At 65.8% G+C, this 20,327-nt stretch carries 14 protein-coding genes and 2 tRNA genes; 6 read left to right on the forward strand and 10 right to left on the reverse strand.

Features of this window, described 5'->3' with window-relative positions:
* Positions 1 to 16 precede the first annotated feature (16 nt).
* Positions 17 to 3,718, reverse strand: a complete 3,702-nt coding sequence (locus AC13C7_RS07835) for an efflux RND transporter permease subunit (protein WP_482867132.1) — start codon at positions 3,716 to 3,718, stop codon at positions 17 to 19.
* The gene (locus AC13C7_RS07840; RefSeq protein ID WP_482867133.1) at positions 3,715 to 5,007 is read right to left on the reverse strand and encodes an efflux RND transporter periplasmic adaptor subunit; all 1,293 of its coding nucleotides are present in this window, start codon (positions 5,005 to 5,007) and stop codon (positions 3,715 to 3,717) included. The genes AC13C7_RS07835 and AC13C7_RS07840 overlap by 4 nt, the downstream gene beginning before the upstream one ends.
* Before the next feature lie 253 nt (positions 5,008 to 5,260).
* Between AC13C7_RS07840 and AC13C7_RS07845 the strand changes: the two genes are divergently transcribed.
* From AC13C7_RS07845 to der, 3 genes are all read left to right on the forward strand, one after another.
* Positions 5,261 to 6,004: a tetratricopeptide repeat protein gene (locus AC13C7_RS07845; RefSeq protein ID WP_482867134.1), complete on the forward strand. Its 744-nt coding sequence runs from the start codon at positions 5,261 to 5,263 to the stop codon at positions 6,002 to 6,004.
* 48 nt (positions 6,005 to 6,052) lie between these two features.
* Entirely contained in the window at positions 6,053 to 7,381 is a 1,329-nt protein-coding gene (locus tag AC13C7_RS07850) for a PQQ-like beta-propeller repeat protein (RefSeq protein ID WP_482867135.1), read from the forward strand.
* 264 nt (positions 7,382 to 7,645) lie between these two features.
* The gene (gene der, locus AC13C7_RS07855; protein WP_482867136.1) at positions 7,646 to 9,082 is read left to right on the forward strand and encodes a ribosome biogenesis GTPase Der; all 1,437 of its coding nucleotides are present in this window, start codon (positions 7,646 to 7,648) and stop codon (positions 9,080 to 9,082) included.
* A gap of 91 nt (positions 9,083 to 9,173) precedes the next feature.
* On the opposite strand, the gene grxD is transcribed toward der, so the two are convergent.
* The 4 genes from grxD to AC13C7_RS07875 all read right to left on the reverse strand — a co-directional run bounded on the left by grxD (position 9,174) and on the right by AC13C7_RS07875 (position 13,280).
* Positions 9,174 to 9,533, reverse strand: a complete 360-nt coding sequence (gene grxD / locus AC13C7_RS07860; RefSeq protein ID WP_172319406.1) for a Grx4 family monothiol glutaredoxin — start codon at positions 9,531 to 9,533, stop codon at positions 9,174 to 9,176.
* A 42-nt stretch (positions 9,534 to 9,575) separates the two neighbouring features.
* Entirely contained in the window at positions 9,576 to 9,806 is a 231-nt protein-coding gene (locus tag AC13C7_RS07865) for a BolA/IbaG family iron-sulfur metabolism protein (RefSeq protein WP_474888113.1), read from the reverse strand.
* A 125-nt stretch (positions 9,807 to 9,931) separates the two neighbouring features.
* On the reverse strand, positions 9,932 to 12,091 hold the full coding sequence (gene purL, locus AC13C7_RS07870) for a phosphoribosylformylglycinamidine synthase subunit PurL (RefSeq protein ID WP_482867142.1): 2,160 nt from the start codon (positions 12,089 to 12,091) through the stop codon (positions 9,932 to 9,934).
* A 286-nt stretch (positions 12,092 to 12,377) separates the two neighbouring features.
* Positions 12,378 to 13,280 (reverse strand): LysR family transcriptional regulator, encoded by a 903-nt coding sequence (locus tag AC13C7_RS07875; protein ID WP_446120688.1) that lies wholly within the window; start codon positions 13,278 to 13,280, stop codon positions 12,378 to 12,380.
* A 173-nt stretch (positions 13,281 to 13,453) separates the two neighbouring features.
* Here AC13C7_RS07875 and AC13C7_RS07880 point away from each other — a divergent pair, with 173 nt between their 5' ends.
* Positions 13,454 to 16,858 carry an indolepyruvate ferredoxin oxidoreductase family protein gene (locus tag AC13C7_RS07880; protein ID WP_482867137.1) on the forward strand — a complete coding sequence of 1,135 codons (3,405 nt, stop codon included), beginning with the start codon at positions 13,454 to 13,456 and terminating at the stop codon, positions 16,856 to 16,858.
* 122 nt (positions 16,859 to 16,980) lie between these two features.
* Here the strand turns inward: AC13C7_RS07880 and AC13C7_RS07885 are convergent.
* Both AC13C7_RS07885 and AC13C7_RS07890 read right to left on the reverse strand, forming a co-directional pair.
* Positions 16,981 to 17,055, reverse strand: a tRNA-Asn gene (locus AC13C7_RS07885).
* A 70-nt stretch (positions 17,056 to 17,125) separates the two neighbouring features.
* Positions 17,126 to 18,004, reverse strand: coding sequence for an MBL fold metallo-hydrolase (locus AC13C7_RS07890; protein WP_482867138.1), 879 nt, complete (start codon positions 18,002 to 18,004; stop codon positions 17,126 to 17,128).
* Between the two features lie 41 nt (positions 18,005 to 18,045).
* Between AC13C7_RS07890 and AC13C7_RS07895 the strand changes: the two genes are divergently transcribed.
* The gene (locus AC13C7_RS07895; RefSeq protein WP_482867139.1) at positions 18,046 to 19,365 is read left to right on the forward strand and encodes an ATP-binding protein; all 1,320 of its coding nucleotides are present in this window, start codon (positions 18,046 to 18,048) and stop codon (positions 19,363 to 19,365) included.
* On the opposite strand, the gene AC13C7_RS07900 is transcribed toward AC13C7_RS07895, so the two are convergent.
* Both AC13C7_RS07900 and AC13C7_RS07905 read right to left on the reverse strand, forming a co-directional pair.
* Positions 19,362 to 19,526, reverse strand: coding sequence for a hypothetical protein (locus AC13C7_RS07900; RefSeq protein ID WP_482867140.1), 165 nt, complete (start codon positions 19,524 to 19,526; stop codon positions 19,362 to 19,364). The genes AC13C7_RS07895 and AC13C7_RS07900 overlap by 4 nt on opposite strands.
* A 103-nt stretch (positions 19,527 to 19,629) precedes the next feature.
* Positions 19,630 to 19,706 (reverse strand) — tRNA-Ile (locus AC13C7_RS07905).
* A gap of 184 nt (positions 19,707 to 19,890) precedes the next feature.
* Between AC13C7_RS07905 and AC13C7_RS07910 the strand changes: the two genes are divergently transcribed.
* Complete coding sequence (locus tag AC13C7_RS07910; protein WP_482867141.1) at positions 19,891 to 20,217, forward strand: hypothetical protein; 327 nt, start codon at positions 19,891 to 19,893, stop codon at positions 20,215 to 20,217.
* The last annotated feature ends 110 nt before the right edge of the window (positions 20,218 to 20,327 follow it).

Consider the following 20,327-nt stretch of genomic DNA (forward strand, 5'->3'; position numbering starts at 1 on the left):
AAAGCCTCCCGCCGCCTTATTCCGCCGCGCGCAAGGGGGCGTTCGGGGGTGCGGATTCTTCCTGTTCGACCTCGGCCTCCTCCGCGACACGCAGGTCCGGCCCCAGTTCCAGTGGCACCACCTCATGCGTCACCGGGGGCTCTTCCCACAAGATCACCGGGTGGCGCAGCCTGCGCGCTTCGCGGGCCAGGGCCCAATCCTGCGCGCGGAGGCTCACCCGCCGCGCGCCGAGCCGCCCAAGACCGCGTGCCAGCCAGGCCGCGATCGTCACCGACCAGACCCGCAGCGCCAACAGGGACGGCGTCATCACCAGCGTCAGAACGGTGGCGATACCAAGCCCGAAGACGACCGCCGTGGCCAGTTGCTTCCACCATAGCGCCGTGGGGCTATCGACGGTGTAGCCGCCGGCGCCGAAATCCAGGCTGATGCCGTACATCATCGGGGCGAGGCCCGCCATGGTGGTGATCGTGGTCAGCAGGACGGGACGGATGCGCGCCTCGGCGGTGCGGGTGATCGCCTCGATCTTGGGCATGTAGCGGCTGTATTCCTGGTAGGTGTCGATCAGGACAATATTGTTGTTCACCACGATCCCCGCCAGCGCGACGATGCCGGTGCCGGTCATGATGATCGAGAAGGTCTGATCCATCACCAGCATCCCGATCAGCACGCCGGTCGTGGACAAGACAACTGCCAGCAGCACCAGGACCGCGTTGTAGACGGAATTGAACTGCGCCAGCAGGATGATGAACATGAGCCCGAGCGCCCCCAGAAAGGCTTGGCCAAGGAAGGCCTGGCTTTCTTCCTGCTCGGCCTGGTCCCCGGCCCATTCCCAGGTGACCGAGGGTGGCAGGGGCCTCTCGGATTCCAGCCATCCGGTCAGCGTGGCGATGCGTTCATTCGCGGTGACGGGCTCGGATTCCAGCGCGCCGGTGCGCAAGCCTTCCTGCAGCGCAAAGCTCTCCTCGACCAGGTCGCTCCTCTCCAGCCAGGTTTCCCCGGTTTCGGTGTCGGTCAGGCGCGTCAGCCCGTCCTCGACATCGGCGCGGACATGGAAGATGCGGCTTTGATCGCGGCGGTCGATCTCGGCCAGTTGCGGGGCGGGTTCGCGGCTGATGAAGTTTGACAGCGGCACCAGCCCGTCCGCCGTGCGCACCCGAAGCGTGTCGAGCGTGGACAGCACACGCGCCTCCTCGGGGAAACGGACGCGGATTTCGACCTCCTCGTCGCTCGATGGCACCCGCATCGTATCGAGAAGGATACCGCGCGTGACAAGCTGCACCATCGCCCCCACGGTCGCCACATTGGCCCCGAAACGGCCCGCCGCCTCGACATCGACATTGATCTCCCATTCGACGCCGGGCAAGGGCAGGGTGTCCTCGATCAGGGTCAGGGCGGGGGTCTCCTCGAACCGGGCGCGCACCAGCCGCGTGGCCTCCTGCAATTCCTCCCAGTTGTCGCCCGCAAGGCGCAGGCTGACCGGCTTGCCCGAGGCGGGCCCGCGTGAGGCGGCGAGGATCTCGGTGCGGATGCCGGGGATCTGGTCCAGCCGCTCCTGCAAGCCATCGAGGATGTCGTCGCCCCCCGGGCGCGTGCCCCATTCCTCAAGGTCCAGCTGCACCTGGCCGATCGTGTCGCGGGGGGCCTCGGAGCCGCCGGTATTGCTGTTCAGCCCGCCTTCGCCCGCAAAGGCGAAGACATCGCGCACGCCCTCGGTTTCCATCACGATCTGCTCGACCAGCCGGACCTGCGCGTCCATCTCCTCGACGCTGAGATTGCCGCGCGCGCGGACATAGACGATGGCGTTTTCGGGCTCGGAGGCGACGAAGAACTCCACCCCGTTATTGTTCTGCTGGAAGGTCACGAAGACGAAGCCGACGAAACCCGCGACCGATGCGATGGCCACGATGGGCATCACCGGGTTGCCGACAATGGCATGGATCACCCACCCGAACGGGCTGCGCCGATAGCCCGCGCGCACGGGTTTCTCGCGTTTGGGCAACTGGATCGAGCCGAGCATCACCGACATCAGGACCGATGCCGCCACGAAGAGAAGCCCGCCGGGCAGCATCGCCATGAAGGGGCTGGCCTCTGGCGCGGGCGGAAACAGTACGCCGGGGCTGATGGTTTGCAGCGCCGCCATGAACATCAGGTAACCGACGCCGAGCGTGATCGCGGCGCGCAGGATCCAGAAGGGCAGGAGGGCCTTGACGGCGGCGGTGCCATGTTCGACCAGCCGCGAGAACCGCGCCGCGACGCCGCCCAGGACCGGCAGGTAGATCAGTGCCACAATGAGCGATGCCGACAGCACGAAGATCAGGGTCACGGGGAGCATCCCCATGAATTCCCCTGGCACACCGGGCCAGAACAGCATCGGCAGGAAGGCGCAGAGCGTCGTCGCGGTGGAGGAGACGATGGGCCAGAACATGCGCTTGGCGGCATCGGTATAGGCCTCCATCGGGCGGGCGCCCTCGGCCAGGCGCTTGTCGGCATATTCGACCACCACGATGGCCCCGTCGACCAGCATCCCCACGGCCAGGATCAGCCCGAACATGACGATGTTCGAGATCGTGATGCCCATGATCCCCAGCAGGATGAAGCACAGAAGGAACGAGGTCGGGATCGCGAACCCCACCAACAGCGCCGAGCGTGTGCCGAGGGCCGCCAGCACCACGATCATCACCAGCGCGATGGCGGTCAGGACCGAGCCTTCCAGCTGGCTGACCATGCTTTCCACGGTGACGGATTGATCCAGCGAAGTGGAGACCTGGACGGATTGGCGCAGCTCGGGCGGCCAGTCTTCCTGCGCGGCCTCGATCTCGGCGCGCACCAGCGCGGCGGTGTCGATGATGTTGTAGCCAAGCCGTTTGACCACCTGCAACGCCACCGTGGGTTCGCCGTTGAAGCGCGCGGTGCCGGTGCGGTCCTCGTAGGTCAGACGAATATCGGCCAGATCGCCAAGCGTCACCACGCGGTCGCCATTGACCTTGACGGGCAGGGCAAAGATGTCCTCGGTATTGTCGAAGCTCGACGGGATCGACACCGCGATGGCACCACTATCGGTGGAAACCTCGCCCGCCGCGATCAGCTGGTTGTTGTTGACCACCGCGTCGATCAATTCGCGCGCGGTGACATTGTAGGCCTCCAGCGCCAGCGGGTCGATGACGACCTCGACCATCTCGTCGCGGTCACCGGCAAGCCCCGCCTCCAGAATGGGCGGCAGCGCCTCCAGCCGGTCCTGCAATTCGCGCGCAAGCCGCAAGAGCGTGCGTTCCGGCGCGTCGCCCGAGAGCGCCACGATGATGATGGGAAACTCGGAAAAGTTGATCTCGTTGATCGAGTAGGTTTCGGCGCCTTCCGGAAACTGGGCCGAGGCCGTGTCCATCGCGTCGCGCACATCGGCGATGGTGGCGGATTTGTCCCAGCCGAACTCGAACTCCAGGAACACGCCGGCATAGCCTTCGGAGGCGGTCGCCGTGATCGTGTTCAGGCCGTCGAGATCCTGGAACTCGGTCTCCATCGGGCGCACCAGCAGGCGTTCGCTGTCGGCGGCGGAAATGCCGGGGAAGGGGACCGAGATGAAGAGGCCGGGGATGTCGATATCCGGCTCGCCCTCTTTCGGCAGGCCGACATAGGCCGCGGCCCCGATCACGACGGACAGGATCACGAAGGCCACCACCATGCGGGCCCGTTTCGCGGCCCAGTCCACCATGCCGATCATTGCGTCATGTCCCCGTAATGCGGCTCGACGGGCGTGCCGTCGGTGACGAACTCCTGCCCCACGACGATGACCTCGGCGCGTTCGGGCAGGCCGGACAGCAGCACGCCCTGGGCATTGTCGCGCAGGAAGGTGACGGGGGCGAAACGCGCGATCTGCTCCTCGTCCACGATGCGCAGGCCAAGCACGCCGTCATCGTTCAGCGTCAGGGCCGAGGACGGCAGCAGATGCGCCATCAACCCTTCCGAGGCGATGATGATATCGGCGGTCTGGCCATCGCTGATCGCCAGGTCGCTGTTGGGCACCGTGACCTCGACCCGGAAGGTGCGGGTCTGCGGATCGGCGGAGCGGCTGAGGAATGTCACCTCGCCCTGGACCTGCGCGCCCGAGGCCAGACGCGCGGCGGCAGGCGCGCCGACGGTGACGCGGGCAACCTCGGCCTCGGGCACGAAGCCCACCAGCTTGATCGGGTCGAGCTGGATCACCGTGGCGCAGAGCGCGCCGGGCTGCATCAGCGAGCCAAGCTCGGCGGTGTCGCTTTCCAGCAGACCCTCGAACGGGGCGAAGATCTGCAGGTTGGAGATCTCCTGCTCGGCGCGCAGCACCGCGGCTTCGGCGGCGCGGATGCCGCTTTGCGCGGATTGCACGGCGGCCTGCGCGGTCTGGATCCCGGCAACGGCCCCTTCCAGCGCGGCCTCGGCCGCACTGACCGTGGCGCTGGCCGATGCGGCGCGGGTTTCCGAGCCGAAGCCGCTTTCGCTGAGCCGCGTGGCCGCGTTCGAATCGATGCGCGCGGCGGCCAGCATCGCCTCGGCCTCGGACTGGCGGGCGCGGGCGGCGGGCAATTGCGCCTCGGCCTCGGGCAGGCGGGCCTGCGCCTCCAGCAGGCGGGCCTCGGCCTCGGCCAGGGCGGCGGCGCGGGCACCGGGCGCGATCTCGCACAGAAGCTGCCCTTCCTCGACAAAGGCCCCCGCGCGGATCGGTTGCGAGGTGATCAGCCCCGAGGTCTCGGCGCGCACCTCGACCTGGCGCGCGGCCTCGGTCCGGCCCCGCAGCAAGACGGCTGAGTCGACCTCCTCGGTCACCGAGCGGCGCACCACGACCGAGACGCGCTCGGCCCCGGCGGGCGCGGCCTCGACGGGCTCGTCGCCGATGTCCAGCGGGGTTTCCCCGGGGGTCTCGGCAGGCGGACGGAAACCCTCTGCGAAGCCGACCAGGCGCTCGCGCTCCATTACCACGGCATAGAGAACGGCGCTGACGAGAAGTGCGGTCAGGATGGGAAAAAGTCGCATCGAAGCCTCTTGATACCCGCAACATGCGGTATTCGGGATGAAATCGTGCGGATTGCAGAAAAAGGCAACCCCAACCAATGCACTGAACCGTTTGGTTTAGTTTAAATCCTTGCGCTGTCAATCGCAAGACTGAACTGTTCGGTTCAGTTTTGCGGCTGTGCGGGGGCAAAGCCTTGGCAAGGGGCCGATCTTCGCGTTAAGAGGCGGGTCAGTAGTTGATACCCGCGCAAAGCGGCAGGAATCTGGGGCGGACATGGCCAATACCGACAGTTTCATTGACGAGGTGAACGAAGAGCTTCGCCGCGACCGCCTGTTTGCGATGTTCCGCAAATGGGGCTGGATCCCGGTGCTTGTGGTGCTGATCATCGTCGGCGCCGCGGCTTACCGTGAATACAGCCTGGCGCAGGAGCGGGCCGAGGCCGAAGCCTTCGGCGACGCGCTGGTCGCAGCCCTGGAGGTCCAGGATGGCGCGGACCGGGTGGCGGCGCTCGAAAGCGTCAGCGCACCGGGCGAAGATGGCGAGACGCTTCTGGCGCTGCTCCTGGCGACGGAACAGGCCCGCGCGGGCGATCCGGTGGCGGCGGCGGCCAGCCTGCGCGCGATTGCCGACCAGCCCGATCTGGCGCCGCGCTACCGCGACCTGGCGCTTCTCAAGGCGCATCTGCTGGACCCGCAGGAAGACGCGATGACCACGCTGGAGATGCTGGCCGAACCCGGCGCGCCCTATCGCGCCCTGGCGCTGGAACAGCAAGCGCTGCTTCATGTCCAGAACGGCGACAGCGAGACCGCGATCGAGATCTTGCGCGCGCTGGAACAGGACAGCCAGGCCACGGCAGGCTTGCAACAGCGCACAAGTCAGTTGATTGTGGCGCTTGAGGCCGGATCGACCCTGCAAGACGCCCCCGAGGAGGCGGCGGCAGAGGAAGACGCGGCGCAAGACGCGGACGAGACGCCAGCGCCCGAGACGGATGCGGACGCGGTGGAGGCGACCGAATAGCAAGCGCCTGGCAGTTCAAGCCGGGTGGCAGAAAGAGGCGGCGGGCAGATGAACAGGGTGTCTATCGGAGTGATCGGGATCGGGCTGCTGGCCGGTCTTTCGGGCTGCGGCGAACGCGAACTGATCCTGGAAGGCCAGCGCTTCGGCACCCGCGTGCCATTGGAAGAGGCCGTGCCGGGTGAGGCGCCCGCAGCCGAAGAGGTCGATCAGACCCGCCCGATCAGCCTGGCGGCCCCCGTCAACCTCTCGGCCTGGCCGATGCGCGCGGCGACCGACGAGAACCGGATGCCGCATGTCGCGCTGTCTTCAGCCCCGACCGAAATCTGGGCCGCGAATATCGGCCAGGGCAATTCGCGCCGCAACCGCATCACTGCCGATCCAGTGGCCGCCGATGGCCGCATCTTCACGCTCGATTCCGATGCCGGGCTGGTCGCGACTTCAACCGCCGGTGCGACCCTCTGGTCGCGCGACCTGACCCCTGGTTTTGAGCGCGGTGGCGGGATCTCGGGCGGCGGGCTGGCCGTGGTCGGCGGCGCGCTCTATGCGACGACGGGCTATGGCGAGCTGATCTCGCTCGATCCCGCGACGGGGGCCGAAAACTGGCGCCAGCGCCTCGCGGCTGGCATCACCGCGCCGACGGTGACCGGCAATTCCATCTATGTCGTCAGCCGCGACAGCCAGGCCTGGTCGATCAACCCCGAAAACGGCCGCATCCGCTGGCAACTGCCCGCAGGCGCGCCCGATGCGGTCCTGTCGGGCGGCTCGGCCCCAGCCGTAACCGACCGGCTGGTGATCTTCCCCTTCGGCTCGGGCGAACTGGTCGCGACCTTGCGCCTGTCGGGCGTGCGGGTCTGGGGCACATCCGTGGCGGGCGGCCGGCGCGGCGTGGCCTACAACAACCTCAACGACATCACCGGCGATCCAGTGATCGTCGGCGGCACGGTCTACGCGGGCAACCAGTCTGGCCGCGTGGTGGCGATGGAGGCAGCGTCGGGCGAGCGCATCTGGACCGCGCAGGACGGGGCCTATTCGCCGATCCTGCCCGCGGGCGACAGCGTCTTCTTCGTGTCCGATCGCAACGAACTGATCCGGCTGGACGCCGAGACCGGAGACCGCATCTGGGGCACGGAACTCCCGCTCTACGTGCAGCAGCGCGAGCGTCGAAGGCAGGCCGTCTTCACCCATTTCGGCCCGATCCTGGCCGGTGGTCGGCTGGTCATCGCCTCGGGCGACGGGCTGATCCGGTTCTTCGATCCCGAAAGCGGGGCCGCGACAGGGCAGGTCGCCCTGCGTGGTGGTGCTGCGGCCCTTCCCATCGTGGTGGGCGGTGTGCTTTATGTCGTCTCGGGCGACGGGCGGCTGCACGCCTATAGGTAGGGGCCGGGGGCGCGACCCGTCTCGGGCCCCCCAAGCGGGGAGCCCTCGCCGGCCCGCATTGCCATGGACGAGCGGTGAGGTTCGGGACGATGCATCGAGGTCGTTTTCGGGGCATCCGTTGCGCAGCCTCCCCTTACGGCGGTGAAGGCACCGCCTACCGGGCAATGGGCGGGGATATTTTCGGAACAAAGAAGGCAGGGGCTTTTCTTCCTTCCGGCCCTGCGCTATCCGGCACGATCTTGAGACGCTAAAGGAATTGGGCCGATGAGCTTTGTGCTGGCCATTGTCGGGCGACCGAATGTCGGGAAATCCACCTTGTTCAACCGGCTGGTGGGCAAGCGTCTGGCGCTGGTCGATGACCAGCCCGGCGTGACGCGCGACCTGCGCGAAGGCGAGGCGCGTCTTGGTGGGTTGAATTTCACCGTGGTCGATACCGCCGGGCTGGAGGAGGCCACCGATGACAGCCTGCAGGGCCGGATGCGGCGGCTGACGGAACGCGCTGTCGGCATGGCCGATGCCTGCCTGTTCCTGATCGACGCGCGGGTCGGGCTGACGCCGACGGATGAGGTCTTTGCCGATATCCTGCGCCGCTCCGGCACGCCGGTGATCCTGGGGGCGAACAAGGCCGAGGGGCGCGCCGCCGAGGCCGGGATCATCGAGGCCTATAGCGTCGGGCTTGGCGAGCCGATCGCGCTGTCGGCGGAACATGGCGAGGGCATGGCCGAGCTTGCCGTTGCGCTGACGCCGATGATCGAGGAGGCAGAGGCCCGCGACGAAGAGGCGGTGACAGATATCGACCTCGAGGAGGGCGAGACCGCGCCGGACAAGCCCTTGCAGATCGCCGTTGTCGGGCGGCCCAATGCCGGCAAGTCCACGCTGATCAACAAGATCATCGGCGAGGAGCGCCTGCTGACCGGCCCCGAGGCCGGAATTACCCGCGATTCGATTGCCGTGCCGATCACCTGGGGCGGCACCAAGATGCGCCTTTTCGACACGGCGGGCATGCGCAAGCGCGCCAAGGTGCAGGAAAAGCTGGAGAAACTCTCGGTCTCCGACGGGCTGCGCGCGGTGAAATTCGCCGAGGTTGTCGTGGTCTTGCTCGATGCCGCGATCCCGTTCGAGCAGCAGGATCTGCGCATCGCGGACCTCGCCGAACGCGAGGGCCGGGCCGTGGTTGTCGCGGTCAACAAATGGGATATCGAGGAGGCCAAGCAGGAAAAGCTGCGCGACCTCAAGGAGGCGTTCGAGCGCCTCTTGCCGCAATTGCGCGGCGCGCCGCTGATCACGGTCTCGGCCAAGACGGGGCGGGGCCTCGACCGGCTGCGCGAAGCGATCATCCGGGCGCATGAGGTCTGGAACCGGCGTATCCCCACGGCGCGGCTCAACTCCTGGCTTGCGGGCATGGTCGAGGCGCATCCGCCGCCCGCGCCGGCGGGCCGCCGCATCAAGCTGCGCTACATGACCCAGGCCAAGACGCGGCCGCCGGGTTTCGTGGTGATGTGCTCGCTGCCCGAGAAACTGCCCGAAAGCTATTCGCGCTACCTGGTCAACGGGCTGCGCGAGGATTTCGACATGCCCGGCACGCCGATCCGGCTGCATATGCGCAGCCAATCGGATGCCAACCCCTATAAGAACCGCAAGAAATCCATTCCCTCACGGCTCAGCAAGCATGTGAAGAAGGGGGCCACGAAAAAGGGCTAGCCCTTTCATTTTGCTGGAAATACCTCAGGGGGGTGCGGGGGGACAGCGTCCCCCCGCGGGTCGGATTGCGCAGCAATCCGAAGCCCTTTGATCAGGCGTTCGCCGCGCGGATCTTCTCCGCCGCATCCTTGTCGAAGGATACGCCATTCTGTTCGAACATCTGGTCCAATTCGCCCGACAGCGTCATCTCGGTGATGATGTCGCAGCCGCCGACGAACTCGCCCTTGACGTAGAGCTGCGGGATGGTCGGCCAGTCGGAATACTCCTTGATGCCCTGGCGAATATCCTCGTTTTCCAACACGTTGACGTCGGAATAATCGACGCCCATGAAATTCAGCACGCCCGCCACGCGGCTGGAGAACCCGCATTGCGGCATCGCCTTGGTGCCCTTCATGAACAGCACCACGTCGTTGGAGGTGACGGTTTCCTTGATCTGGTCTTGTGCGGTCATCTTGCCTTGTCCTTTTCGGTCTGCCTTTCGGCCTGTGTCGTCTTACTCCGGGGCCCGCGTGGTCAGGGCCAGCGCGTGCAATTGTCCGCTGTCGATCTGCGATTTTACTGCAGCGTTTACAGCACGTTGTTGCTGCACGCGGCTCTTCCCGCGGAAGCTCTCATCGACCACTTCTGCGGCGAAATGGGCACCGTCGTCGCCTTCCACGGTGATCTTGGCGTCGGGGAAGGCCTGGCGCAGCAGGTCTTCGATTTCTGAGGCGAGTATGGCCATGATTTTCCCTTGATCTGTTCGCCCAAATGTAGAGGCGCGGCGGGCGGGCTGCAAGGCGGTGGCGGGCAAATGAGGGGGGAGCCCTGCGTACACCCCCCGATGCACCCCCTGTACACCCCCTCGCGTCAGGCGAACACCGCGCTGAAGCTGTCGCGGTAGAGCGTGGTGAGCTCCTCCAGCGGGGCCTCCGAGCCGCCGAAGCGCACTGAGGTGCCGCCGAACTTGCCGACCGTCTCGACCCGCACGCCGGCCTTGCCCGCCGCGATCATCAGCGCCTCGGCCTTGTCGAAGGAGCATGCGATGAGGTAGCGGGCCTGGTCCTCGCCGAAGAGGGTCGCGGTGTCGCCGCTGTCCAGTGTCACGCCAACGCCGGAGGCTTCCGCCATCTCGAAGGCCGCGAGCGCCAACCCGCCATCCGAAAGATCGCTGCACATGTCGATCCACGCGCGGTTGGCGCGGATGAAATCGCCGTTCAGCTTCTCTGCGTCGAGATCGACGAAGGGCGCGTCGCCATCCTCGCGATTGAACACCTCGGAGAGCAGCGCGGATTGGCCCAGATGGCCCGTGGTTTCGCCCACCAGCACCGCAAAGTGACCGTCGCGTGCGGTGCCGCCGATGAGATCGTCCAGATGGTCGAGGAGGCCGACCGCGCCGATGGTGGGGGTGGGCAGGATGCCCTTGCCGTCGGTCTCGTTGTAGAGGCTGACATTGCCCGAGACGATGGGCATGTCGAGCGCCAGACAGGCCGCGCCGATGCCCTTGATGGCGCCCACGAACTGCCCCATGATCTCGGGCTTTTCGGGATTGCCGAAATTCATGTTGTCGGTGGTGGCCAGCGGGCGCGCGCCGCAGGCGGTCAGGTTGCGATAGGCCTCGGCCACCGCCTGCTTGCCGCCCTCGAACGGGTTTGCCTTGACGTAGCGCGGGGTCACGTCCGAGGTGAAGGCCAGCGCCTTGTCACTGCCATGCACCCGCACGACGCCCGCGCCAAGGCCGGGGGCGCGCACCGTGTCGGCCATGACCTGGCTGTCGTACTGCTCATAGACCCAGTGCTTGGCGGCGTGGTTGGGCGAGGCAATGAGCGCCTTGAGCCCGTCGATGGGATCGACGCCGGTGACCGGGTCCATCTCTGCCGCTGGCGGTGTCTCGATATAGGGGCGGTCATATTCGGGGGCGGAGCCGGAGAGGGTGGCCAGCGGCAGGTCGGCCACGATCTTGCCCTGATGCTCGATGATGAAGCGATCGTCAGTGATGGTCTCGCCCACGATGGCGAAATCGAGATCCCATTTCTCGAACACCGCGCGCGCCTCGGCCTCTTTTTCCGGGCGCAGAACCATCAGCATCCGCTCCTGGCTCTCGCTCAGCATCATCTCATAGGCGGTCATATTGTCTTCGCGCTGCGGCACCGCGTCGAGCGTCAGCCGCACGCCAAGCCCGCCCTTGTCGCCCATTTCCACGGCCGAACAGGTCAGCCCCGCCGCCCCCATATCCTGGATCGAGATCACAGCGCCGGTGGCCATCAGCTCCAGCGTCGCCTCCATCAGGCGTTTCTCGGTGAAAGGGTCGCCGACCTGCACGGTGGGGCGCTTTTCCTCGATCGTGTCGTCGAACTCGGCGCTGGCCATGGTGGCCCCGCCAACCCCGTCGCGGCCCGTCTTGGCGCCCAGATAGACCACCGGCATGCCGACGCCCGAGGCCGCCGAATAGAAGATCTTGTCGGTATCGGCCAGACCGGCGGCAAAGGCGTTGACCAGGCAATTGCCGTTATAGGCGGCATGGAACCGGACCTCGCCGCCCACGGTGGGCACGCCGAAGCAATTGCCGTAGCCGCCGATGCCCTCGACGACGCCATGCACAAGCTGGCGGGTCTTGCGGTGATCAGGCGCGCCGAAGCTGAGCGCGTTCATCGCCGCGATGGGGCGCGCGCCCATGGTGAAGACATCGCGCAGGATGCCGCCGACGCCGGTGGCCGCGCCCTGGTAGGGCTCGATATAGGAGGGGTGGTTGTGGCTCTCCATCTTGAAGATGACCGCCTGACCGTCGCCGATATCGACGACGCCCGCATTCTCGCCGGGGCCGCAGATGACCTGGGGGCCGTCCGTGGGCAGGGTGCGCAGCCATTTCTTGGAGGATTTGTAGGAACAATGCTCGTTCCACATGGCGGAAAAGATGCCAAGCTCGGTGAAAGTGGGCTCGCGCCCGATGATCTCGAGAATACGGTCGTATTCATCCGCGCTCAGCCCGTGGGCGGCAATGAGATCAGGCGTGATGGCCGGTTCCTGCATGGTCATATGGTCCCCCGAAACAGCATTGGCGCTTCTTTAGGCCAAGGGCCGGTCGGGGGAAAGGGGGGCGGGTGTCGCGGCCTTGGCGGCGCGCCTGTCAAGGCCAAAAAAAAAGGCCGAGAACAAGTTCTCGGCCAAAGTCCAACAGGGAGGTAGTGAAGCTCAAATCTTGTGCTCCACTGCCCGATCACATAGCTATCCGTGTCTGGCCGATCAAGAAAAAACACTGCCCCCCTGTCGCAATGCTGCTATGCGCGTTGCACATGGCTCACAGTTGTTGCGGGGGCTAGTTCTGCGCATCCCGGCGGCGGCGGCGATGGGCGATGATTTCCTCGGTGACGAAATCGCGGAAATTCTCGATCCGTTTCGAATGGCGCAATTCCTCGGGATAGGCAAGGAAAACAGGGACTTCGTTGCTTTCCACATCGGGCAGGACGCGCACGAGGTCGGGGAAGTCATCGGTCAGGTAATCGGGCAGCAGGCCGATGCCGAGGTCATGCAGAACGCCCTGGAGCACGCCGAAATAGTTGTTGATGGTCAGGAAGGAGCCCACGTTGTGCGACATGATCTCCTTGATCAGCATCGCGCCCGCGCTGACCTGGGCGGCGGTGACGTTCTGGCTGATCAGGCGGTGGTGTTCCATGTCGTCCAGCGAGGCGGGCGCGCCATGGGTCGCGATATAGGTCGGGCTGGCATAGAGGCACATGCGCACCGACATCAGTTTCTTGCGGATGAGGTCGGCCTGGGAGGGCTCCTTCATGCGGATCGCGACATCGGCCTCGCGCATCGGCAGGTCCAGCACCGCCTCCTCCAGGATCAGGTCGATCTTGAGGTTGGGCGAGGTCTTGTAGAGCTGCGGCAGGCGCGGGGCGAGCCACAGCAGGCCGAAACCCACGGTGGTGGTGACGCGCAATTCGCCGACCACCTCTTCCTCGCTGTCGCGGATGCGGGCGGTGGCGGTATCGAGGCGCTTGGCCATGGCGCGGGTGGCGTCGAACAGAAGCTCGCCCTGTTCGGTCAGGATCAGCCCGCGGGCGTGGCGGTGGAAGAGGGTGGCGTTGAGGCTTTCCTCCAGCGCGCGGACCTGGCGGCTGACGGCGGATTGGCTCAGATGCAGCGTGTCGCCGGCATGGGTCAGGCTGCCCGCATCGGCAACGGCATGAAATATTCGCAGCTTGTCCCAATCCATTGGGGCACCCGTTCGTTGCAAGTTTCTTGGATCACCTGAATTCGAGGTGCAACCTAGCCATGTCGGGCTATAATTCAACGTGCAATCGGGGAATGGCGGGACATTCTCCTTGAAAGGTCAAAAAAGCTGACCTATAATCGGGGCAATTACCGCACATTCGGGGGGAGGACGCCATGGGTATCGCCCAAATCTCACTGCAAGACCGTTTCGATCTGGAAAAGTCGCCTGTTCTGCTGAACGGGACGCAGGCGCTGGTGCGCCTGATGCTGGCGCAGAAATGGCGCGACCGGCAGGCCGGGCTGAACACGGCCGGTCTGGTCACGGGCTATCGCGGCTCGCCTCTGGGCGGGGTCGATTTGCAGATGATGAAGGCGAAAAAGCTGCTCAGCGCCTCGGATGTGGTGTTCCAGCCGGGTCAGAACGAGGATCTGGCGGCCACGGCACTTTGGGGCAGTCAGCAGGCGGAACTGCGCGGCGAAGGCAGGTATGACGGTGTCTTCGGTCTCTGGTATGGCAAGGGGCCGGGGGTGGACCGCACCGGCGACGTGATGCGCCATGTCAACATGGCGGGCACTTCGCGCCATGGCGGTGTCATCATGGCGATGGGCGACGACCATACCGGCGAAAGCTCGACCGTTTGCCACCAGTCCGATTGGGCGCTGGTGGATGTGCATATGCCGGTGCTCAGCCCCGCGGGCGTGCAGGAGATCCTGGATTACGGCCATTACGCCATCGAGATGAGCCGCTTTGCCGGTGTCTGGGTCGGCCTCAAGACGATGAAGGACACGGTCGAGGCCACATCCGTCGTCGACGGCCGCCCGGACCGGATGAAATTCGTCCTGCCGGAAGACTTCGACATGCCCGCCGACGGGCTGAACATCCGCCTGGGCGACCACTGGATCGCGCAGGAGGAGCGGCTGCTCGGCCACAAGCGCTTTGCCGCCGAGGCGTTCAGCCATGCCAACAAGATGGACAAGCGCGTGCTGGGCCAGCCCGGTGCCAAGATCGGCTTTGTCGCGGCGGGCAAGAACTGGCTCGACCTGGTCCATGCCATGTCGCTTCTGGGCATCGGCGAGGAGGAGGCCGCGCGCCTGGGCGTCACCACCTACAAGGTCGGCCAGACCTGGCCGCTGGATATGGAGGGCTTCCACGACTGGGCCGAGGGGCTGGAACTGATCGTCGTGGTCGAGGAAAAGCGCAAGCTGATCGAGGTGCAGGTCAAGGAGGCGATTTTCGACGACCGCCGGGGCCGCCGCGTCTATGGCTTCAAGAAGAACGGCAAGGTGCTGTTCCCGACGCATTACGCGCTGGACCCCAACGATATTGCCGTGAAACTGGGCGAGATCCTCGTCGAGGAAGGGCGCGGCACCGACCGTATCACCGCCGGTATCGCGCAGGTGCGCGACGCGATGCGCGCCAATAACGCGCAGGAACTGGCCACCCGCCTGCCGTGGTTCTGCGCCGGTTGTCCGCATAACACATCGACCAAGGTGCCCGATGGCGCGCGCGGCGGCGCGGGCATCGGCTGTCACTTCATGGCGAAATGGATGGACCGCAACACCGAAGCCTACACCCATATGGGCGGCGAGGGCGTGAACTGGGCGGGCGAGGCGCCGTTTTCGACCCGCAAGCACATGTTCCAGAACCTTGGCGAGGGCACCTATAACCACTCGGGCATCCTGGCCATTCGCGCGGCTTTGGCGCTGAACACCAACATCACCTACAAGATCCTCTTCAACGATGCCGTCGCGATGACGGGCGGTCAGCCCAATGAGGGCGACCTCCAGCCCGAACAGATCGCGCATGAGCTGAAGGCGATGGGCGTTCGCCATATCGCGCTGGTCTATGACGAGAAGGAAGAGATTGATTTCTCGGCCTTTCCGGCGGGGCTGGAGCGTCACAGCCGTGACGACCTGATGCAGGTGCAGAAGAAATATCAGGAGATCGAGGGCGTCTCGGCCATCATCTATGTGCAGACCTGCGCCGCCGAGAAACGCCGCCGGAGAAAGCGCGGCACCTTCCCCGATCCCGACAAGCGCGTTTTCATCAACCCCGATGTCTGCGAAGGCTGCGGCGATTGCGGCGTGCAGTCGAACTGCGTCTCCATCGTGCCGAAGGAGACCGAACTGGGCCGCAAGCGGGCGATCGACCAGTCAAGCTGCAACAAGGATTATTCCTGCGTCAAGGGCTTCTGCCCGTCCTTCGTGACGGTCACGGGCGGCAAGATCAGGAAAGAGGCCTCGGCCGAGATCGACGTGGGCCATCTGCCCGCGCCGGATCTGCCCGCGATAAACGGCACCCATAACACCGTCATCACCGGGGTGGGCGGCACCGGCGTCGTCACCATCGGCGCGGTGCTGGCACAGGCCGCGCAACTGGACGGCAAGGGTGCCGGCATGATCGAGATGGCGGGCCTGGCGCAAAAGGGCGGCGCGGTCAGCATCCACCTGCGCATTGCCGAAAAGCCCTCCGACATCTCGGCCATCCGCGTGGCGGTGGGCGAGGCCGATGCCATCATCGGCGGCGATCTTGTGGTCTCGGCGGGCGCAAACACGCTGGGCCTGATGACGACGGGGCGCACGGGGGCCGTGGTCAACAGCCATGAGATCATCACCGGCGAGTTCACCGGAAACACGGAATTCCGTATCCCGGTCAATGACCTGGAGGTCGCGCTTCAGGCGCGTCTGGGCGACGATCTGGCGCTGTTCGATGCCTCCGACCTGGCCCGCGCACTGATGGGGGATTCGATCTTCTCCAACATGATGGTGCTGGGCGCGTCCTGGCAGCGCGGCCTCGTGCCGCTGAGCGAGGAGGCGATCCTGCAGGCCATCGAGATGAACGGCGCGGCACCCGAGCGCAACAAGCAGGCCTTCGAGTTTGGCCGTTGGGCCGTACTGAACCCCGAGGAAGCGGCGCGCGTGAGCCAGCCCAACGTCACCCGCCTGCCCAGGACGCTTGAGGAGAAGATCGCCTATCGCGCCACCCACCTGACCGCCTATCAGGGCAAGCGTCTGGCGAAGAAATACCGCGCGCTGGTTGATGGCGTGGACGATCCGGCCCTGCGCGAGGCGGTGGCGTTGGGGTATCACAAGCTCCTGGCCTACAAGGACGAGTTCGAGGTCGCGCGGCTGCACCTGAGCACCGAGGCGAAGCTGCGCGAGGAGTTTGAGGGCGACCTGAAGCTGACCTATCACCTGGCCCCGCCGATGCTGCCGGGCACGGATGCAGAGGGCCGTCCGAAAAAGCGCGAGTTCGGCGCGTGGATCGGCGGGGCCTACAAGCTCTTGGCCAGGATGAAGGTGCTGCGCGGCACGCCGCTGAACCCGTTCGGCTATTCGGCGGATCGCAAGCTGGAGCGCGCGCTGATCAAGGAGTATGAGCGCGACATGGCCGAGGTGCTGCGCGACGTGACCCCCGAGACGCTGGAGATCGCCCGCGACCTGGCCGCCCTGCCGCTGACGATCCGTGGCTTCGGCCCGATCAAGGAGGCCAATGCCGAGGCCGCGAAGGCCCGCCGCGCCGAGCTCCTGACCGCGTTCCGCGCGGGCGGCGCGCCTGCCACGAGCGCGGCGGCGTAAGGCTGGTTCCCATCTTGAACCGCGCCGGGAAGAGACCCTGGCGCGGCCGATCGGACGGACGGGAAGAACTGTCAAGACATGAAAAAGGTCTTAGCGACAAGACGCTAAGCCCTTGAAATCTTTGGCTCCGGCGGTAGGGATCGAACCTACGACCAATTGATTAACAGTCAACTGCTCTACCGCTGAGCTACGCCGGAACACTCGGGCGATATAGCAAGGGGGATTCCTCGCGTCCAGTGGGTTTTGCGGAAAATTCCGGGGCAGGGGTCAATTCAGGTGAAAGCGGGCGCGGGCGGAGAGGCGGCCCTCGGGTGAGACCTTGTTTCGTTCAACCAGATCAATGAGATGGGCCAGGACGTTGCGTTCGGCCACCGGCAGAAGCGGGGCGGGTATGTCGGTGTAGATGCGCCCCGTCAGCGTGGCGGGCGTGGCGGGGCCCGGGGCGAGCGCGGCCAGAATCTGCGCCTCGCGTCCGGCGCGGTGGGCCAGCAGCTCGGCGCAGCGGGCCTGCGGGTCCGCGATGCTGTCGCCATGGGCGGGGTAATAGACGCTGTCGGCCCGCGTCATCAGCCGCCTCAGCGAGGCGCGGAAGGCGGTGAGGTCGCCATCGGGGGGCGAGATGAGCGAGGTGGACCAGCCCATCACCAGGTCGCCGCAGAAAAGCGCATCCCCCCAGGCAAAGCTGAGGTGATTGGCCATGTGGCCGGGCGTGTGCAGCGCGGTGATGCACCAGCCGTCGCCTTCGACCGCCGCGCCATCGGCAAGCTGCGCATCGGGCGCGAAAGCCGCGTCGACCCCTTCGCCGCCGCCGATCAGGCCGTCATCGGCCAGGGTCTGCATCGCGGCCGAGCGGCCCCAGTCGCTGGGGCCTGCCGCCAGCACCAAGGCACCGGTTTCGTGGGCCAGCGGGCGCGCGAGGGGCGAGTGATCGAGATGCGAATGGGTCACCAGGATATGGCTGATGCGCTGGCCTTGGGTGAGCGCCGCCAGGATCGCCCGCAGATGCGGATCCGAGGCGGGGCCGGGGTCGATCACGGCGATGTCGGTGTCGCCGATGAGAAATGTGTTGGTCCCCTCCGCCGTCATCGGCGAGGGGTTGGGCGCGGTCAGGCGGCGCAGGCCGGGGGCAAGGGGCAGGGCGGTCATGGGCTCTTTCCTCTCGGTCTTGCGCGGGGTTAGATGGGGCCATGGGATGGGACTTGATCAAACAGGCGCTGCCGCGCGGGCTCTATGGGCGGGCCGCGCTGATCCTGATCGTGCCCATCGTCACCTTGCAACTTGTCGTGTCCGTCGGATTCCTGCAACGCCATTTCGAAGGTGTGACGGGTCAACTGACCTCGGCGCTCGGCCATGACCTGCGGCTGGTCGGCGATACGCTGAGCGAAGCGGGGCCGCAGGCCGCCGCCGACATTGCCGGACGGCTGGACATGGGCGTGATCGCGCGCGAGGCGCCGGACTGGGCCGGCGAGACGCAGGCGCGGCGGCGCTGGTACGACTATTCGGGCCGCGAGGTGATCGCGACCCTGAACGCAATGGAGCCCGATATCGGCTGGATCGACCTGGCCGCCAATGACCGGCGCGTGTTCCTGTCACTGGAGGGGCCGGACGCGCCGCTGGTGCTGGAGATCGACCGGCGCAGGGTCTCGGCCTCGAACCCGCATCAGCTCTTTGTGCTGATGATCTTCACCGGCATCTTGATGACCGCCGTTGCCTACCTCTTCCTGCGCAACCAATTGCGCCCGATCCGGCGGCTGGCGCGTGCGGCGGAGGCGTTCGGCAAGGGCCGGATGGAGCCCTACAAGCCTGCCGGCGCGCTGGAGGTGCGGGCGGCGGGGCGGGCCTTCCTGGACATGCGCGCCCGGATCGAACGCGCCATCGAGCAGCGCACCATGATGCTGTCGGGCGTCAGCCATGACCTGCGCACCCCGCTGACCCGGATGAAGCTGGCGCTGAGCATGTTGGAGGATGCGCCCGAGGCCGCCGACCTGATGCGCGACGTGACCGAGATGGAGGCGCTTCTGACCACCTTCCTGGATTTCGCCCGATCGGATGCGCTGGACGATCCCGAACCCGTGGACCTGCTGGCGCTGGCGCGCGAGGCGGGCGGGGATGCGGCGCGGCTTGGCCGGGGCCAGGTGGCGCTGGTCCTGCCCGAGAAGGCGCCGGTTGTCGCGTTGCGCCCGCAGGCGGTGCGGCGGGCGCTTGGCAACCTTCTGTCCAACGCGCTGCGCTATGGCACCCATGCAAGGCTGAGCCTGGCGATCATGGACCGGTCGGTGCGCTTCACCATCGAGGATGACGGGCCGGGCATCGCGCCCGAGGACCGCGCCGAGGCGGTGCGCCCCTTCGCCCGTCTGGACCAGGCCCGCAACCAGGATCGCGGCAGCGGTGTCGGCCTTGGCCTGGCCATCGCCAATGACATCGCGCGCGGCCATGGCGGCACCATGCGCCTGTCGGACAGCGAGGATCTGGGCGGTCTGCGCGTCGACCTGGTGCTGGCGCGCTAGCGGCGGATGAGCGAGGCCAGCAAGGCATCCATGGCCTCGAAGTAGAGCGCCTTATGCGCCATCGCGCGCTGCCGCTTCGCCTCATCGCCGGCATATTCGGCCGCGGCCATCCACTGCCCCATGGCAGAAAGCTGGTCGAGCGCGAACCAAAGGAGTTTCACTTGCAACATCGGACTTCTCCGGGTGTCGGATCGGAACGTCTGGATGTGAAAGTAACCGGCAAACGGGGGGAAAGTTCCGCGATATCCGGCAGGCGGGGAGGGGTGGTAGGCCCGGCAGGACTTGAACCCGCAACCAAAGCGTTATGAGCGCTCTGCTCTAACCAATTGAGCTACAGGCCCGCCTGACCGGCAGGGATAGCAGGATGGCAATCTGGGTCAAGCCGGGATGGTCCGGTGGATGCCCCAAAAAGTTTTCTTATGTTAACGGAATATTGTACCGTTTTTTGCCATCGGAACGAGCACTATTCTGATTCGCTGGTGTAAAAATATATATTAAAACCAGTAGCTTACGGAGGAAACGAAAGTGACACATACGATACCTACCGGAAACGAGTTTCTTGATTCAATCTCATGGGGTGGTTGGCAGTGGGCGCCACTTGGTGGCCCGGTCACCCTGAATGTCTATTTTGACGATGACTATTCCACCTGGTTACCGGTTGAGAAAGACGCCTATCTGGCCGCCTTTCAGGCCTGGGCGGATGTTACGAACATTACCGTGGTTGAGGTCGCAACAGAAGCGCAGGCTACATTTGTTGCTCATGCTGTAAGCAACGACCAGATGACCACCCTGACCGGCCAGTCGATCGTGTTCGGTTATCATAGAGGTGGCGCGGCAAATCTGAACAGTTGAGTTAGGTGGATTTTCCGCTCCTGATCCGGCAGCGTTGCCGAGACGAAGGAGCGAAGATGACCAAACGACCCAGACGGAACCACAGCCCTGCATTCAAGGCGAAGGTCGCA

The organism is Alterinioella sp. B-7, assembly GCF_056857775.1.

Coding starts and splice junctions, on each gene's coding strand:
- AC13C7_RS07875 (WP_446120688.1), bottom strand. CDS start 13,280: ATGGATTGGGACAAGCTGCGAATATTTCATGCCGTTGCCGATGCGGGC.
- purL (WP_482867142.1), bottom strand. CDS start 12,091: ATGCAGGAACCGGCCATCACGCCTGATCTCATTGCCGCCCACGGGCTG.
- AC13C7_RS07890 (WP_482867138.1), bottom strand. CDS start 18,004: ATGACCGCCCTGCCCCTTGCCCCCGGCCTGCGCCGCCTGACCGCGCCC.
- AC13C7_RS07840 (WP_482867133.1), bottom strand. CDS start 5,007: ATGCGACTTTTTCCCATCCTGACCGCACTTCTCGTCAGCGCCGTTCTC.
- AC13C7_RS07865 (WP_474888113.1), bottom strand. CDS start 9,806: ATGGCCATACTCGCCTCAGAAATCGAAGACCTGCTGCGCCAGGCCTTC.
- der (WP_482867136.1), top strand. CDS start 7,646: ATGAGCTTTGTGCTGGCCATTGTCGGGCGACCGAATGTCGGGAAATCC.
- AC13C7_RS07845 (WP_482867134.1), top strand. CDS start 5,261: ATGGCCAATACCGACAGTTTCATTGACGAGGTGAACGAAGAGCTTCGC.
- AC13C7_RS07895 (WP_482867139.1), top strand. CDS start 18,046: ATGGGATGGGACTTGATCAAACAGGCGCTGCCGCGCGGGCTCTATGGG.
- AC13C7_RS07835 (WP_482867132.1), bottom strand. CDS start 3,718: ATGATCGGCATGGTGGACTGGGCCGCGAAACGGGCCCGCATGGTGGTG.
- grxD (WP_172319406.1), bottom strand. CDS start 9,533: ATGACCGCACAAGACCAGATCAAGGAAACCGTCACCTCCAACGACGTG.
- AC13C7_RS07880 (WP_482867137.1), top strand. CDS start 13,454: ATGGGTATCGCCCAAATCTCACTGCAAGACCGTTTCGATCTGGAAAAG.
- AC13C7_RS07850 (WP_482867135.1), top strand. CDS start 6,053: ATGAACAGGGTGTCTATCGGAGTGATCGGGATCGGGCTGCTGGCCGGT.